The sequence below is a fragment of the Curtobacterium citreum genome, assembly GCF_006715175.1.
GTDB classification, from domain to species: domain Bacteria; phylum Actinomycetota; class Actinomycetes; order Actinomycetales; family Microbacteriaceae; genus Curtobacterium; species Curtobacterium citreum.
Genome location: NZ_VFMQ01000001.1, coordinates 644,830 through 660,806 on the forward strand (window position 1 = coordinate 644,830; position 15,977 = coordinate 660,806).

14 protein-coding genes are annotated in these 15,977 nt (G+C 71.6%); 8 read left to right on the forward strand and 6 right to left on the reverse strand.

Annotated features, from left to right (window positions below):
- The first annotated feature begins 39 nt into the window (after positions 1–39).
- Positions 40–807, forward strand: a complete 768-nt coding sequence (locus tag FB462_RS03235) for a GntR family transcriptional regulator (RefSeq protein ID WP_141860138.1) — start codon at positions 40–42, stop codon at positions 805–807.
- Positions 808–963: 156 nt separating this feature from the next.
- On the opposite strand, the gene FB462_RS17175 is transcribed toward FB462_RS03235, so the two are convergent.
- The gene (locus FB462_RS17175; protein ID WP_167509982.1) at positions 964–1,116 is read right to left on the reverse strand and encodes a hypothetical protein; all 153 of its coding nucleotides are present in this window, start codon (positions 1,114–1,116) and stop codon (positions 964–966) included.
- Between the two features lie 222 nt (positions 1,117–1,338).
- Between FB462_RS17175 and FB462_RS03240 the strand changes: the two genes are divergently transcribed.
- The 7 genes from FB462_RS03240 (at position 1,339) to FB462_RS03270 (ending at position 10,646) form a co-directional block, all read left to right on the forward strand.
- Positions 1,339–2,442, forward strand: a complete 1,104-nt coding sequence (locus tag FB462_RS03240) for a LacI family DNA-binding transcriptional regulator (RefSeq protein WP_114850317.1) — start codon at positions 1,339–1,341, stop codon at positions 2,440–2,442.
- A 538-nt stretch (positions 2,443–2,980) separates the two neighbouring features.
- The gene (locus tag FB462_RS03245; protein WP_229666879.1) at positions 2,981–4,720 is read left to right on the forward strand and encodes an ABC transporter substrate-binding protein; all 1,740 of its coding nucleotides are present in this window, start codon (positions 2,981–2,983) and stop codon (positions 4,718–4,720) included.
- Positions 4,717–5,697, forward strand: a complete 981-nt coding sequence (locus tag FB462_RS03250; protein ID WP_141860142.1) for an ABC transporter permease — start codon at positions 4,717–4,719, stop codon at positions 5,695–5,697. The genes FB462_RS03245 and FB462_RS03250 overlap by 4 nt, the downstream gene beginning before the upstream one ends.
- 120 nt (positions 5,698–5,817) lie before the next feature.
- The gene (locus FB462_RS03255) at positions 5,818–6,774 is read left to right on the forward strand and encodes an ABC transporter permease (protein ID WP_114850315.1); all 957 of its coding nucleotides are present in this window, start codon (positions 5,818–5,820) and stop codon (positions 6,772–6,774) included.
- A complete protein-coding gene (locus FB462_RS03260; protein ID WP_141860144.1) occupies positions 6,771–8,561 on the forward strand; it encodes an ABC transporter ATP-binding protein in 1,791 nt (596 codons plus the stop codon). The genes FB462_RS03255 and FB462_RS03260 overlap by 4 nt, the downstream gene beginning before the upstream one ends.
- On the forward strand, positions 8,558–9,430 hold the full coding sequence (locus FB462_RS03265) for an alpha/beta fold hydrolase (RefSeq protein ID WP_114850313.1): 873 nt from the start codon (positions 8,558–8,560) through the stop codon (positions 9,428–9,430). The genes FB462_RS03260 and FB462_RS03265 overlap by 4 nt, the downstream gene beginning before the upstream one ends.
- A 22-nt stretch (positions 9,431–9,452) precedes the next feature.
- Positions 9,453–10,646 (forward strand): glycoside hydrolase family 1 protein, encoded by a 1,194-nt coding sequence (locus FB462_RS03270; RefSeq protein ID WP_114850434.1) that lies wholly within the window; start codon positions 9,453–9,455, stop codon positions 10,644–10,646.
- A 57-nt stretch (positions 10,647–10,703) separates the two neighbouring features.
- Here the strand turns inward: FB462_RS03270 and FB462_RS03275 are convergent, their stop codons facing one another.
- From FB462_RS03275 to FB462_RS03295, 5 genes are read right to left on the reverse strand one after another with little or no spacing between them, the layout of a single operon-like run.
- The gene (locus tag FB462_RS03275) at positions 10,704–11,555 is read right to left on the reverse strand and encodes an ankyrin repeat domain-containing protein (protein ID WP_167509983.1); all 852 of its coding nucleotides are present in this window, start codon (positions 11,553–11,555) and stop codon (positions 10,704–10,706) included.
- 49 nt (positions 11,556–11,604) lie between these two features.
- Positions 11,605–12,546, reverse strand: a complete 942-nt coding sequence (locus FB462_RS03280; RefSeq protein WP_167509984.1) for a glycosyltransferase family 2 protein — start codon at positions 12,544–12,546, stop codon at positions 11,605–11,607.
- Positions 12,543–13,442 carry a glycosyltransferase gene (locus FB462_RS03285; protein WP_114850310.1) on the reverse strand — a complete coding sequence of 300 codons (900 nt, stop codon included), beginning with the start codon at positions 13,440–13,442 and terminating at the stop codon, positions 12,543–12,545. The genes FB462_RS03280 and FB462_RS03285 overlap by 4 nt, the downstream gene beginning before the upstream one ends.
- On the reverse strand, positions 13,432–14,742 hold the full coding sequence (locus tag FB462_RS03290; protein ID WP_141860150.1) for an O-antigen ligase family protein: 1,311 nt from the start codon (positions 14,740–14,742) through the stop codon (positions 13,432–13,434). The genes FB462_RS03285 and FB462_RS03290 overlap by 11 nt, the downstream gene beginning before the upstream one ends.
- Complete coding sequence (locus tag FB462_RS03295; RefSeq protein ID WP_167509985.1) at positions 14,739–15,959, reverse strand: oligosaccharide flippase family protein; 1,221 nt, start codon at positions 15,957–15,959, stop codon at positions 14,739–14,741. Before FB462_RS03295 ends, FB462_RS03290 begins: the two co-directional genes overlap by 4 nt.
- Positions 15,960–15,977 lie beyond the last annotated feature (18 nt).

The following is a 15,977-nucleotide window of genomic DNA, read 5'->3' on the forward strand; positions in this document are numbered from 1 at the left end:
TATACCAACCGGGGCCGATCCGCACTAGGCTGGTCCGCCGTGACCGGAACGACGACCGACGACGCGACGACCGACGCCGCCCCGGTGTCGCAGACGAGCCAGCTCTACGACAACCTGCGCGAGGCGATCCTGACCCTCGACATCGCGCCGGGCGAGCGCATCTCGGAGCGCGGACTCGAGAGTCGCTTCCACGCCTCGCGGACGCCCGTGCGCGCGGCGCTGTCCCGCCTCGAGCGCGAGGGCCTCATCCTGCACGAGGGGCGCTCGTGGACGGTCACGCCCATCGACCTCGACGAGATCGCGTCGCTCGCCGAACTGCGCGGGGTCCTCGAGCCCGCTGCTGCTCGGCTCGCCGTCGGCCGGGCCTCCGTCGAACAGCTCGACGAGGTCCGGGCGCACCTGGACGACCTCCGGGGCGCTCCCGACCGCGAAGCCGGCATCCGGATGGGATCGACCTTCCACCTCGACCTCGCCGCGCTCGGCGGCAACCGGTTCATCACCGACACCGTGGCCGACGCCCTCACCCGGCTCGAGCGCACGCGCTGGATCGAGGTGCGCACCGCCGAGGCGCGCGACGCCGCGTGGGCCGAGCACAGTGCCATCCTCGACGCGGTCCGCGACGGCGACGCCGACCGAGCAGCTGACCTGCTCGCCGCGCACGTCGCGGGGACGAACGACCGGCTGCTCAGCTGGATCGCGCAGGAGCGTCGTCGGCTCCGCGGTGCGGGCGTGACGATCGTCGGCTCGGCGGCCGTCCTCGACGAGACCGAGTACCAGCACGCTGACGTCCAGGCCGACGCGAGCTGACCTCACGCGCCAGCCCGACGTGACCCCACGGCAGACCTGCCCGACGTGTCCACCCGGTGGAGGTGACGGCCGCGGACGACCCGCATCGTGCCTCCTGTCCGGGCGTCGCCGCGGCGAACGTCTCGAGTCGCTGGCCCGAGCCTGCCGGGCCCCGCGTCAGGGACGCGCTGCGTCCTCCGACCCCTCGAGCGGATCGGTGACCGATGAGGCGCCGTGCTCGGTGCGGTCGAGCAGCGCGTCGCGCACCTCGGCCTCGTCGGTGGTGAGTCGGATGGCGTGCTTGCTGCCGGACCGGGTCGACTGTGACATGGCGTTCCTCCTGTGTGCGTGGGCATCGGGTGGTGCAGGCCCCCGGCCTGCGGATGCGCTTCCTCACGGGACGTACTGAGGTCGGATCAGTGTGCCGCCGCCTGTCCGCGGAGCGCAAGCGATTCCGGCAACCTGTGGAGAAGTCGCGTCGTGCGCCGTGCCTAGGATGGTCCGGCCGCGCCGAGCGCGGCACTGACACGGACACCGGACGGGAGGCACGGCGTGGGTCCGCAGCGCACCGCACCCCCCACGGTCTACGACGTCGCGTCCGAGGCCGGCGTCTCCATCGCGACGGTCTCGCGCGTGCTCCGCACGCCCGACGCGGTCCGCGAGGGCACCCGCCACAGGGTGCAGGCGGCGATCCGGAGCCTCGGCTACGTGCCCTCGGGCACCGCGCGCGCACTGGCCGGACGCCGGACCGGCGTGGTCGGGCTCCTGCTGCCCGGGTTCGACGTCGTACCGGACGAGCGTCCCGACCTCGTCACCGACGGCGGCGTCCGGGTGGTCGACGACCGACGGCACGTGACACAGCCGTTCTCGTCGAACCTGTACTTCGACGAGGTCCTGCGCGGCGCCGAGACCGAGGCGTGGCAGCGCGGCCTGGCGCTCATGGTGGCGGCGGGGCGGGGGTCCTCCCGGGACGTGCTCGTCAACGACGTCGCCGGCCGGGTCGACGGGCTCGCGGTCCTCGCCCAGACCGTGCCGGACGACCTGCTCGAGCACGTCGCCCGCCGTGTCCCGGTGGTGGTGCTCGCGGACGACCGGCGGTCGCACGGGTTCGACTCGGTGAGCGTGGACAACGCGGCGGGGATGCGGACCCTCGCGTCGCACGTGATCGGCCGGCTCGGGATCCGGTCGCTCGTGTACCTGGCCGGGCCGATCGACTCCCCGGACGACATGGAGCGCTCGGCGGGGTTCCGGCAGGCGCTCGACGACCACGACGTGCCGGCCCGGTCCGTGCGGGTCGTGCACGGTGACTTCGGCCGGGCCCGAGCGCGGGAGCTCGCGGCGGGGCTGCTCGACGGTGCCGAGGTGCCGCGGGCGATCGTCTGCTCGAACGACCAGTCCGCGCTCGGGGTGCTCGACGCGGCGGGGGCCCGCGGGCTCCGGGTGCCGGACGACCTGGTGGTGACGGGGTTCGACGGCATCGACGCCGGACGGTTCTCGAGCCCGCGGTTGACGACCGTGCACCAGCCGATGGGGGAGCTCGGGCGTGCCGCGGTCCGGGCGATCGTCGACCGGCTCGAGCGGCGGGAGGGGCCGCCGCGGGCGTTGCGCCTGCCGGTCGAGGTGCTGCTGCGCGAGAGCTGCCCGCCCGCGCTGTAGCGGCGGAGTGCCCCGGGCACCCGCCCCCTCCTCTCCGCCGCGACCAGCCCCGGCCCTCGAGGTGCCGAGATCCTGGACTCTCGATGCTCCGGGCGGCATCGAGTGGCACCCCGACGAGCAGCACGCGGCGAGTCGTGGCACCTCGGCGGGGTGTTGATGCGCGTGTCGGGAGATGAGCGCGCCACATCCGGCGCGCTCGACCCTCGCCGCCGACGATCTGTACCCGCGCCGCGAACGCGAGCGGCACGTCGTGCACACTCGGCGGCCGACGATCGATGAGTCGGGTGGTGTGACGAGCGCGCCACATCCGGCGCGCTCGACCCTCTCCGCCGACGATCTGTGCACCCGCCGCGCACGCGAGCGGCACGTCGTGCACACTCGGCGCCATTCGCCGCGCACGCGAGCGGCACGTCGTGCACGCTCGAGGCCCCGCGTTCGAACGGCGTCCCACCCCGGGAAACAACACGGCCGGTTGCATCCCGTGATGTAAGCGCATACATTGTCCGGGTACCCACTCGACACGGAGGTCGACCGAGCAATGACGCTTCCCCCACAGCGCACGCCGGAGCGCGCCGCGCCGCGCACCCGCGCCCCCGAGCGGTCGCGGCGCCGCGGCCGCCTTGCCGCCGCGCTCGCCGGCATCGCCGTCGTGGCCCTCGCCGCCACCGGCTGCAGCATCCAGGTCCGCTCCCAGCCGGACCCGAGCATCGGCAAGGACACGATGCTCATCAACGCGGACCGCGGCAACCCGCTGTTCGACCGCAACTTCAACCCGTACATCTCGAACGCCCGCACCGCGAGCAAGTGGATGTACGAGCCCCTCATCGAGATCAACCCCCTCGACGGCAAGGGCACCCCGTGGCTGGCGAGCTCGTGGAGCCAGCCGGACGCGAAGACCATCGACATGACGATCCGGAAGGGCGTCGAGTGGTCCGACGGCAGGCAGTTCAGTGCGGAGGACGTCGTCTTCACGTTCGACCTGCTCCAGAAGTTCCCCGCGATGGACATCAAGGGTGCCTGGCAGCACATCGACCGCATCGAGCGGGACGGTGACCACGTCGTCTTCCACCTGAAGAGCGACGACGTGCCGAGCCTCAACATCATCGGTGCGACGTACATCCTCCCCGAGCACCACTACGGCAAGATCAAGGACCCCACCACCTGGCGTGACCCGGACCCCGTCGGCACCGGCCCGTTCGTGCTCGGCAACTACTCCGACCAGCAGTACTCGATGGACAAGAACCCGCGGTACTGGCAGGCGGACAAGATCGCCATCGAGCACCTGATCCTGCCGGCGACGAACACGCAGCTCGACACCGTCACGCGCGGCTACGACTGGGCGTACTCGTTCATCTCCGACGTCGAGGGCACCTGGGGTGCGGCGTCCCCCGACAACAAGTGGTGGTTCCCGGCCGGCGGTGTGATCGGCCTCATCCCGAACCTCACGAAGGCGCCGTACAGCGACGTCAACGTCCGCAAGGGCATCTCGTACGCGCTGAACCGCGACGACATCGCCGAGACCGCGTCCGAGGGCAACCTCAGCGCCGCGGGACAGACCGGCCTGATCCTGCCGAACCAGGAGCAGTACCTCGACCCGTCGATCCCCGACAAGGGCATGATCACGCAGGACACCGACCGGGCCCTCGCTGAGTTCGCCAAGTCCGGGTACACCCAGCAGGGCGGCAAGCTCGTCAAGGACGGCAAGCAGCTCGAGATCAGGCTCATGACCGCGAACGGCTACTCGGACTGGCTCCGCGCCGCGCAGCAGGTCCAGCGCGACCTCGGGAAGATCGGCATCAAGGTCGACATCCAGGCGCCGCAGCCCGCGGGGTACCAGCAGAACATCAACAACGGCCAGTTCGACATGGCGATGGGCGGCATGGGGAACGGCGACGTCTTCCAGGCCTACAACTCGCTGCTGTCGAGCGACTTCTACCAGCCGGTCGGCAAGTCGACCGTGAACAACTTCGAGCGGTACCGGAACGCCGACACGCAGCAGCTCCTCGACGCGTACAAGGCGACGACCGACAAGGCCGAGCAGCAGCGGATCCTGAACCAGCTGCAGGGGATCGTGTACGACGACCTGCCCGTGATCGGCATGTACTACGGCGGGCTCTGGGGCCTGTTCAACACCGGCAAGTTCGTCGGCTGGCCGAGCGCGGAGGACCCGTACATGGCACCGCAGAACTACGACTCGGCACCGCTGCTCATCTTCACGAAGCTGCGACTCAGAGACAGTGAAGCGGGCCGGAAGATCATGGAGGAGCAGGCCAAGTGAAGTACATCCTGCAGAAACTCGTCCTCTTCGTCCTCACCCTCTGGGCCGCGGTCACGCTGAACTTCGTGCTCCCGCGCCTCATGCCCGGCAGCCCGTCCGACGCGGCGCTGGCGAAGCTCAGCCAGAACGGCCCCGTCACGGACGCGACCAAGAAGGCCATCGAGGCGCAGCTCGGCGTCCCCTCCGGCAACCTGTGGGACCAGTACGTCAGCTACCTGCACCAGGTCGTCACCCTCGACTTCGGCACGAGCTACACGTTCTACCCGCAGCCCGTCGGTGACCTGGTCGGCCGGGCCTTGCCCTACACGCTCGTGCTCGTCGGCACGGTCACGGTCCTCGCGTTCGTGATCGGCACGCTCATCGGCGTCGCGGCGGCGTGGAAGCGCGGCTCCTGGCTCGACTCGCTCCCGACCCTGTCCGGCAGCTTCATGTCGACGTTCCCGTACTTCTGGACGGCGCTCCTGCTGCTGTTCTTCCTCGGCTACGTCCTGCACTGGTTCCCGACCACCGGGGCGTCCTCGGCGACGAGCGTCCCCGGCTGGAACGGCGAGTACGTCGGCGACGTGCTCCTGCACGCGATCCTGCCGGCGGTCACGATCCTCGTGACGAGTCTGGGCGGCTGGATCATCGGCATGCGGAACGCCATGATCAACACCCTCGGCGACGACTACGTCACCTTCGCCGAGGCGAACGGCCTCCGCGGCCGCACGGTCGCCGTCCGGTACGCCGCACGCAACGCGATCCTGCCGAACCTGACCGGCTTCGGCCTGGCCCTCGGCGGTGTCGTCGGCGGCTCGGTCCTGGTCGAGCAGGTGTTCGGCTACCCGGGCATCGGCTACCTGCTGTTCAACGCCGTGATCGGGCAGGACTACCCGCTCATGCAGGCCCTCTTCCTGATGATCACCGTGTCGGTGCTCATCGCCAACTTCATCGTGGACGTCCTCTACGGCGTCCTGGACCCGAGGACGCGCCGATGACGACCAACTCGCGATGGGCGGCGTGCTCTGCCCACAACCACCACCCGAGGACGCGCCGATGACGACCAACTCGCGATGGGCGGCGTGCTCTGCCCACAACCACCACCCGAGGACGCGCCGATGACGAACATCAAGGCACCCGACGCAACCGTCGCAGTACGAACGCAAGACACGCAGCACGACCAGCAGGCCCCCTCCAAGCTCCGGTCAGCAGGACGACAGTTCGGTGTCGTCTGGAGCAACACCAAGGCCCGCGTCGGCATCTGCATCCTCGCGTTCTTCGTCCTCGTGGCGATCGCCGCCCCGCTCCTCGCCCCGTACGGCGCCAGCCAGAACGGCTTCGCGCGGAACGCCGACGCCACCTGGGCGCACTGGATGGGCACCACCGCCGCCGGCGAGGACGTCCTCTCCCAACTGATCTACGGCGCCCGGGTCTCCGTGCTCGTCGGCGCGGTCGCGGGCTTCCTGTCCACGCTCGTCGCCGTCGCGATCGGTCTGAGCTGGGGCTACATCCGCGGCTGGGTCGCCGAGGTCATCGGGTTCATCGTCAACCTGTTCCTCGTCATCCCGGGTCTGCCGCTCATGATCGTCATCGCGGCCTACCTGCAGAACGGCGGCATCGCGGTCATCATCGCCGTGATCGTCGTGACCGGTTGGGCCTGGGGCGCGCGCGTGCTCCGCTCCCAGACGCAGTCCCTCCGGAGCCGCGACTTCGTCACGGCGGCGCAGTTCTCCGGTGACGGTGCGACCCGCATCGTGTTCCGCGAGATCCTGCCGAACATGACGAGCCTCATCGTCGGCAGCTTCTTCGGTGCGGCGACGAGCGCGATCCTCGCCGAGGCGGGCCTGGAGTTCCTGGGGCTCGGCGACTCGTCGATCGTCAGCTGGGGCACGATCCTCTACTGGGCGCAGAACTCGAACGCGCTGCTCACCGGCCAGTGGATCCTGCTGTTCGCCCCCGGTCTCTGCATCGCCCTCCTGGCGATGAGCCTCACCCTCATCAACTTCGGCGTCGACGCCGTGTCCAACCCGCGGCTGCGCGAGGGCGCGCGCCGCAAGAAGGAGGCAGCAGCATGAGCGGCCAGACACCCGACGTGACCAGCGACGGCCTGGAGGCCCGTGGCGGCGCCGCCACGCGCCTCCCGTCCGACGCCACGCACGCGACGCAGGACGTCCTGCTCGACGTCCGCGACCTGTCGGTCGTCTACGAGTCGGCCGGCCAGACGGCCGTCCAGGCCGTCGACCACGTGTCGTTCAGCCTGCGCAAGGGCGAGTTCGTCGGCCTGGTCGGCGAGTCCGGCTCGGGCAAGTCGACCCTCGGCTACGCGCTCACCCGGCTGCAGAAGCCGCCGGCGCGGACCAACGGCGGCAGCATCGTCTTCGCCGGGAGCGACATCCGCGACCTCGACGACGAGGCGCTGCGCCAGCAGCGGCAGGGCGGATTCGCGATGGTGCTGCAGTCCGGCATGAACGCGCTCAACCCGGTGCGGACCGTCCGCAACCACTTCGTCGACGTGTTCAAGGCCCACGGCCACGTGCCGCGCGAGCGCTGGGACGCGCGGATGCGGGAGCTCGTCGGCAAGGTGAAGCTGCCCGAGACGATGCTCGCGCGGTACCCCGGGGAGCTCTCCGGCGGCATGCGCCAGCGCGTCTCGATCGCCCTCGCGCTGTCGCTCGAGCCGCAGCTCATGGTGTTCGACGAGCCGACGACGGCCCTCGACGTGCTCGTGCAGCACGCCGTGATGGACACGATCATCGAGCTGCAGCGCTCCGAGGGCTTCACGGCGATCCTGATCAGCCACGACCTCGGCATCGTGCTCGAAGCGACCGAGCGCGTGCTCGTCATGCACGAGGGACGGATCGTCGAGGACGGTCGCTCGCTCGAGGTCCTCCGCGACCCGCAGGACGACTACACGAAGATGCTGCTGTCGCACTACGCGGACCCGCGCGCCGCGGTGGTCTCGCTGCCCGGCTTCCCCGACCGGTCGCTCCGTTCGTCCGAGGGGGCGACGCGGCAACAGACGACCTCGTCGTTCAGCACCGTCGGGTCCCGCGAACGCAGCGCCGCCCGCAACCCGATCGTCGTCGACCACCTCGTGAAGACGTACCCGGCGCCCCGCCGCGGCGAACAGCCCGTGCAGGCCGTCCGCGACGTGTCGTTCACGCTCGAGCCCGGGCAGTCGCTCGCCCTCGTCGGCCAGTCCGGCTCGGGCAAGTCGACGATCGCGAAGATGCTCACCGGTGTCGAGCAGCCGACGAGCGGCACGGTGCGCTTCGGCGACACGGACGTGGCTCGTCTGGGCAGGAGGGGCCTGAAGGACCTGCGCTCCGAGGTGCAGATGGTGTTCCAGGACCCCTACGCGGCGCTCAACCCGCTGCACACCGTCGAGTACATCCTGTCCCGGCCGATCGCGAACTACACGAGACTCCGCGGCCGCGATGCCCGTCGCCGGATGCTCGAGATCCTCGAGACCGTGGGCCTGGCGCCCGTCGAGCAGTTCGCGCAGAAGCTCCCGCACCAGCTCTCCGGCGGGCAGCGGCAGCGCGTGGTGATCGCTCGGGCGCTCGCGAGCGACCCGCAGGTGATCATCGCCGACGAGCCCGTCTCGATGCTCGACGTGACGCTGCGCGCGGGCGTGCTCGCGCTGCTCGAGGACCTGCGCGAGCAGTGGGGCGTCTCGCTCCTCTACATCACGCACGACCTGCTCAGCGCGCGGCTCATCACCGACGACATCATGGTGCTGCACGACGGCGCCGTGGTGGAGCGGGGTCGCACGGCCGAGGTGCTGCAGCACCCGCAGGACGACTACACGGTCGCGCTGCTGGACGCGGTGCCGAACCCGCGGCGGACACTGCTCGCATGAGCACCCTCCACGCGTTCCCCGTCGTCGCGCCGTTCGGCCACCTGCCCACCCCCGAGGGAGTCGACACCGTCGGCATCGACCTGCCCGTCGGGCGGCTCACCGCCTACCGCGTGGTCCCGGACGGGCCGTCGAAGGGCGTCGTGCTCGTCGTCCCCGGGTACACCGGCTCGAAGGAGGACTGGCGCACCTTCATGCCGCTCCTGCGCGAGGCCGGCTGGACCGCGGTCGCGATCAGCCGCCGCGGCCAGGCCGACTCCGCGGCGCCGACGAGCCCGTCGGACTACTCGCTCGAGGAAGAAGCGGCCGACGTCATCCGGGTCGCCGCCCTGCTCGACGACGGCGCCCCCGTGCACCTGATCGGCCACTCGCTCGGGGGTGTGATCGCACGCGCCGCGGTCATCGCGTCCCCGCAGTCGTTCCGGAGCGTCGTGCAGTTCTGCTCCGGGCCGTACGGCTGGCCCTACCGCAAGGTCGCCGAGCTGACGATCCTGCACGACACCGGCGGGAACCTCCGTCAGCTGTTCGACTCGACGAACCCGCTGTGGGCCGGGCGTCCGGACGAGGAGCTCCCCGACGACGCCCGGATGGTCCGCGACCGCTTCGACGCGACGAGCCCCCTGAGCGTCGTCGCCGGCGGGCACATCCTCGAGGACCACACCGACTCCTCCGCCGAGCTCCGCGCGACCGGGCTGTCGGTCCTCGTGGCGCACGGCGAGTGGGACGGTGCCTGGCCGATCCCGTGGCAGCGGCAGATGGCGGAGGACACCGGCGCCCGGTACGAGGTCGTCCCAACGAGCTACCACGGCCCCCACGTCGAGAACCCCGGCGCGACCATCGCGCTGTTCGACGACTTCCTGTCGGCGCACTGACGCCGGCGCACTGAAAGGACCCATCATCACCACGCTGCAGTTCCCCGACGGCTTCCTCTGGGGTGCCGCCACCGCCGCCCACCAGATCGAGGGCAACAACGTGAACTCGAACTGGTGGGTGCACGAGCACGAACCGGACACCACCATCGTCGAGCCCTCCGGCGACGCCGCGGACAGCTACCACCGCTACCGCGAGGACATCCGCATCGCCGCCGACCTCGGCCTGAACTCCTACCGGTTCAGCATCGAGTGGGCGCGCATCGAGCCCGAGCGCGGGTTCGTCTCCCGCGCCGAGGTCGACCACTACCGCCGGATGGTCGAGGCCTGCCACGACGCCGGCATCGAACCGATCGTCACCCTCATGCACTTCACCGTGCCGCGCTGGTTCGAGCGCGACGGCTTCTGGCGCGCCGACGACGCCGCGGACCTGTTCGCCCGCTACACCGAGGCCGCGCTGCCCGTCGTGCAGGACGGGGTCCGCTTCGTCTGCACGATCAACGAGCCGAACATCGCCGCGATGCTCGCCGGCGGCGAGGACGCCGCGAACCTCGTCGCGTACGGCCTGCCGAACCCCGACCTGCACGTGGCGGACCAGCTGCTCGCGTCGCACCGGCGCTCCCGCGAGGTCCTGTCGCAGGTCCCCGGCATCCAGTCCGGCTGGACCATCGCCACGCAGGCGTTCCGCGCGAACGGCGAGCCCGGGTCCGAGGAGATGCTCCGCGAGTACGGGTACCCGCGCGACGACTGGTACCTCGAGCAGGCCGCCGGCGACGACTTCCTCGGTGTGCAGGCCTACACCCGCACCTTCATCGGTGCCTCGGGCCCGGTGCCGGTCGCGGACGACGTCGAGACGACCCTGACCGGGTGGGAGTTCTACCCCGAGGCCTCGGCCGACGGACTCCGCAGCGCGTGGGAGCTCTCCGGTCACGTCCCGCTGATGATCACCGAGAACGGGATCGCCACGGCCGACGACTCCCGCCGGGTCGCCTACACGCAGGGCGCCCTCGAGGGCATCCACCGCTGCATCGAGGACGGCATCCAGGTGCTCGGCTACCAGCACTGGTCCCTGCTCGACAACTACGAGTGGGCCTCCGGCTACCGGCCGACCTTCGGGCTCGTGGCGTGGGACCGGGAGACGTTCGCGCGGACGCCGAAGGACTCGGCGCGCTGGTACGGCCGGGTCGCGCAGGCGAACGCGCTCGAGACGCGTCGCTGACGCGACCCCACGACGGACTGGAGGCGCGGTGCCAGCTGGCACCGCGCCTCCAGCTCATCAGGTGGTCGCGTCCGGAGCGGGCCGGTCGAACCAGGCGAGCAGCGCCTCCTCGGCCTTGCGCGAGCCGCGCTCGCGCGCGATGTCCAGGGCGGTCCGGCCCGCTGCATCCGGCAGCGTGACGTCCGCACCGCGCTCGAGGAGCGCCTCCGTCGTGCCGCGACGGTCGAACCAGGCCGCGGCGTGCAGCGGGGCGAAGCCCCATCGGGTGTCGACCTCGTCGATGTCGGCCGGGTCCGCCCCGAAGCCGTCGAGTTCGAGTGACAGCCCGCCGACGTCTCCGTGGCCCGCAGCCCGCACCGCGGGGGCGGCCCACTCGAGCCAGCCGTCCGGCACCGGGCCGTGCCAGCCGTGGACCGGACGCTCCTCGAGGGCGGCCCACTCGAACTCCGCGACCGGCCGGACCTCGATCACCACGTCGCGGAAGTGCACCGCGAGCTCGCCGGTGGGGGAGAGCAGCAGCCGGAGCTCCCACACGTCGGCGTCCACGTGCGCGATCTCGCCTCGGGACACCTGCACGTCCCCCGCGAGGACCGCCAGCGCTGTCGTGTCCGCCGGCTCGAGGACCGCACGGTGGAACTCGAGCGTCACGCGGGCGTGGTTCCACCGGCGCCACAGGCCGTCCGGGGTGTCGAGGACCTCGTCGGTCCGGACCACGACGGCCGCGCGCACGGAGCTCGTGGGGGCCTCGTCGATGCCCGCGGTGTCGCCGCCTGGTGTCTCGGTCACCTGCCATTCGGCGATCCTGGACTCGTTCCAGGAGACCGAGGCGAGTGCGGCGACGGACGGCGGGGCATCGGTGACCAGGCGCGCGAGGTGTTCGGCGTAGCCCTCGACGTCTTCGAGGGACACGTACCCGACCCCGGGCCAGCCCACTCGACTCCATCGCACGGTCTCGACGTTACCGGTGTTCCTGCGGCACCGGGCGTGCGTACTCGCGGACCGGCCGGCCTGACCACGCTGCCACGACCCCGATCCCGCGGAGCAGGGTGCGCAGCGCCGCGGCACCGCGCTGCTGGCGGTTGACCAGCGGCGCAGTGACCAGCCGGCCGGAGCCGACGACGATGCGCGCGAGACCGCCGAGCAGGACCGCGAAGCGCGCCGGGGCGCTGGTCGCGAGCGCGAGTGCCACGAGGGCTTCGGTGTTGCCGCTGCGGACGGCCCGCCGGAGGATCCACCTCGGGCGACAGCGCGCCGCCGGGACGGTCTCGTGGACGACGGCACCCTCGCACCAGACGATCCGTCCGCCCCTGCTGGTGAGCTGCCGGGTCAGCATGATGTCCGACCCGCCGGTCGTCCCCAGGCGGAGGTCGAACCGGAGGTCGCGAGCACGCAACGCGTCGACGGACAGCAGCAGGTTGTTCGTCGCCGCAGTCGGGCACGGAGCGCCGTCGGCGAAGTCCGGACGGATGAAGAAGTTGCCGAGGAGCGCCCACCGTGGCGGGTCCACCGCGAACGAGAACTCGACGGGTCCGGTCACACCGTCGGCGTCGGAGCGCCGCCGCACGTCCGTCAACCGCAGCAACCAGCCCGGATCGACTTCCTCGTCGTCGTCGACGAAGCAGACCCAGCGGTACGTGTCGGCGGCGCGGAGCGCAGCGTTGCGCGCGGCGGCGATGCCCGGCGCGGGTTCCGCGACGAGCCGCACCGGGAAGCCCAGCTCGCCGCGGACACCGTCGACCGCAGGTGTGGCACTGTGCCGCGGGTCGTTGTCCACGACGAGCACGTCGAACGGCGGAGCGTCCACCATCCGCTCGAGCGACCGGAGGAGTGCGACGAGACCGTCCGGCCGCCGGAAGGTCGCGACGGTGACCAGGATCCCGGCGCGCTGCACGGCGGTCACCGGGCGCCCCACTTGGCCGGTGCTGCGACGGCGGCGAACAGCCTCCGGTAGGTCAACGCTCGCGACACGTCGAGTGGGGCGATCGCCCGCAGCCGATGCAGGTCCGCGATGCGACGACCAGCGTTCCCCGGCGCGCGGAGCCAGGCTGCGAGCCGTCGAGCCGCAGCGCCCCGCCCCGCCCCGGTGGCGCCGACGGCCTGGTCGACGTGCAGCCGGTACTCGATCACGGGGCCGTCGTCGAGCACCAGCGCACCCGCCGCCGCGGCACACAGCGAGTACCAGCGGTCGTGCAACCACCCGGTCGGGACGGACGGTGCCGTCCGGACCAGCGCTCCGCTGACCGCCATCGCCGCGCCGGTCGCGACCGGTGTCCGGATCACGGCGTGCAGCTGCGCGTCACGGGTGCGGTCCGCGAAGCGGTCCGGCCGCGGGTAGAGGTCGCTGAGCAATCCGGGCAGCGGGTCGCCGGAACCATCGATGAGTCGCGCGTCCGAGGCCACTGCCAGGGCATCGTTGCGGACGACCTGCGCAACCTGTCGCTCGATGCGGTCAGGGAGCCACACGTCGTCCTGGTCCGCGAAGAGCACGACGTCGGACGCGCCGATCCGTGCGTGCCGAAGGGCTGCGGCGAAGTTCTGTCCGATCCGGGCGAGCAGGGCGTCTCCCGGGACGCCGGGGGTGCTCGCGGCGACGACCCGGACGGGGAGACGGTCCGCGGCGGCCGCGATGACCTGCCGCGTGGCGGCCGAGGAACCGTCGTCGAGGACGACCAGCTCGTCCAGCGACACGGTCTGTTCCGCCATCGACTCGAGCTGACGGCGCAGGAGATCACCACCGTCGCGGGTCGCGAGGACGCACACCACGCGGCGGGTGTCGTGGGAGAGGTCAGCGTGCACGGACGGTCCTCCTGGATCGGTGGCGGACGGGGCGGTCGTCGGCGAGGGCGGCCGGCGCGGTGGCGTCCGGCGCGGTGGGAGCCGTGGTCGTCGGTGCCCCGGGGGTCAGCAGGGAGAGCATCAGGACGAGCGGCACCGTGGCGCGGAACGCGTCGAACGAGCAGAAGACGACGACGACGATGACGCTCAGCGCGCGGACGGTCCGGTCGCCGTTCCGGAACCACGTCGCCAGGAGTGCGACGAGGGCGACGAGCCCGAGCACACCCTGTGTGGCGAGCGTCGTCACGTACTGGTTGTCGACGGTCTCGAAGCCGTTCTGGTTGAGGTGGCCCAGCTCACGGAGTGCGAGCTCGGAGCCGTACCCCGAACCGAACAGTGACTGGACGACCGGGCGGCCGAGGAGTGCCGGCGCGGAGTCGATCGACTCCGCGCGGTTCGTGTAGGAACCCGAGTCCAGCAGGACGGCGACGGCCTGGGCGATGTCATCGCTGCCGACCGCGGCCACCACCGCGGCGACCACGGCGAGCAGGAGCACCCGTTCGGTGCGGCTGCGCTGGGCCGTCATCGTGAGCCACACCACCGCGGCGCTGAGCGCGAGGACCACGCTCCGCGAACCGGTGACGACCAGGGTGAGGAGCAGGAGCGCCAGGACGAGGGCCTTCGTCCAACCCGAGAGCCGCTCGTCCATCAGCACGAGGACGGCGCCGAACGCGATGAGGAGTCCGAGCAGGAGCGGGTGCACCACCGAGCCGGCGGCGCGCAGGAACTCGCCCCCGAGCAGGAAGTTCGGGGACGGCGTCTCGGCGCCGTACTCCCAGACGCCAGGTCTTCCGAGCACGAACACGAAGAAGAGCGCGAGGACCGACTCGATCACCGCGAACCACACCACTGCACGCCGGACGAACCGGACGTCGCGTGGCGTGCAGCGAGCGGCCGCGAGCACGGTGCTCAGGGCGACGCCGGCGAACTGCGGGATCTCGGCAGCGGCGCTCGGGCGGAGTCCGCCCAGGAAGACGAGCGCCAGGGTGATCGTCACGTGGGCGACCCACAGACCGATCGTCAAGCTCGTCGGGACAGAGGCTCGGAACGACCCGGGGACGAGTGCGGCCGCCGTCGAGAGGACGACCGCAGCTGCGATCACCGGACCGGTGATCTCGACCGGGATGCCGAACCCGCCGGCGGCGAGGACGAGCCCGATCGCAGCACTGATCAGGAACCCGCGCACGACCTGCGGCGGGCACAACTGCCGGATGAACACGGCGGCGACCGCTGCGGCGAAGGCTGCGAGGGCGATGGTCATCGGGTTCCTCCACGCGGCCAGCGGCGTGCGCAGCGGGCGAACTGCACGCCGCCCGCCGCCGCTTCGGCCACCACCAGGGCCGCCATGGTGCCGACGGCCCCGGAGGACGGTGTCAGGAACGCGATGCTCGGTAGGGCGACCGCGGCCGCGACCACGGCGGCGATCGCGATCCAGCTGGCCTCTCCCAGTGCGACGAGCGTCAGCCCCCCGCCCCGGTTGCAGCAGACGAGCAGCGCCAGCGCTGCCGCCCACCCGACGACCGCGCTGTCGGCGATGACTTCCCCGCTGAAGAGCACCGGCACCGCCACCGGCATGGCGACGAGCACGGCGGCGGCACTGGCCACCCCGAGCGTGACGTTGACCAGGAGCGCGGAACGGAGACGAGCAGACCGCTGCGACTCCAGCGCAGCACCCACCCAACTCTGCAGCCGCGTCGGCACCGCGGTCGCGACCCCCAGCCCCATGCGCAGGGGGCGGTCGACCGCGGCGTAGACCGGGACCGCGCCCGGGGCGACCAGGCCGAGCAGGATCGTCGGAACGGTCGTGGTGCACACGGTGACGGCGCGACCGGCCACCAGGACGCGCTGGTCGAGGACGACTCGCAGGGATGCGCGGAAGTCGGCACCGCTCGGCCAGTGGGGGAGCCCCGGAACGGTGCCGGCGAGGACGACCGTGGTCACCGCCGCGACGAACAGGCCACAGCCGTAGGCCTCGAGCGGTCCACCACCGGCGACGAGCAGTGCGCCGCCGAGCACGCAGACGGCGCGGGGGAGGCTGTCGACCAACAGGATCAGCTCCGGTCGGTTCACGCCGACGAGGTACCAGCTCGGCGTGAGGGTCGCGAGCACGAGTGCCACCGCGCACAGTGACGCCGCGACGGGCGCAGTCTGCGCGAGCACCGCGGCCGCGAGGGCCGCGAGCGGGGCGATCACGGCCACGGCCACCAGGCGAGACGCCAGCGACCGGCTGTACAGCGTGCGACGACCAGCGGGATCGCCCGCGACGCGTTGCGGACCGATGACGCCCCAGCCGAGCTCTGCGAAGACGGCACCGGTCCCGCCGGCTGCCAGGCCGATCGCGACGTCACTCCACCCCGCGGCACCGTACTGGTCCGCGATCGCGGGGAGCGCCACGAGCGGGGAGACCGCGGACACGACCGGCACGAGGACGAAGCTCGCAGAGCGCGAGATCTCACGGAGAGCAGCGTTCGAAGGCACGACCAAAACCTAGCATGT

Excerpts from the sequence above, each read along its gene's own strand:
- FB462_RS17175 (WP_167509982.1), bottom strand. The coding sequence starts at position 1,116 with ATGTCACAGTCGACCCGGTCCGGCAGCAAGCACGCCATCCGACTCACC.
- FB462_RS03245 (WP_229666879.1), top strand. The coding sequence starts at position 2,981 with ATGACGCTTCCCCCACAGCGCACGCCGGAGCGCGCCGCGCCGCGCACC.
- FB462_RS03255 (WP_114850315.1), top strand. The coding sequence starts at position 5,818 with ATGACGAACATCAAGGCACCCGACGCAACCGTCGCAGTACGAACGCAA.
- FB462_RS03260 (WP_141860144.1), top strand. The coding sequence starts at position 6,771 with ATGAGCGGCCAGACACCCGACGTGACCAGCGACGGCCTGGAGGCCCGT.
- FB462_RS03265 (WP_114850313.1), top strand. The coding sequence starts at position 8,558 with ATGAGCACCCTCCACGCGTTCCCCGTCGTCGCGCCGTTCGGCCACCTG.
- FB462_RS03290 (WP_141860150.1), bottom strand. The coding sequence starts at position 14,742 with ATGACCATCGCCCTCGCAGCCTTCGCCGCAGCGGTCGCCGCCGTGTTC.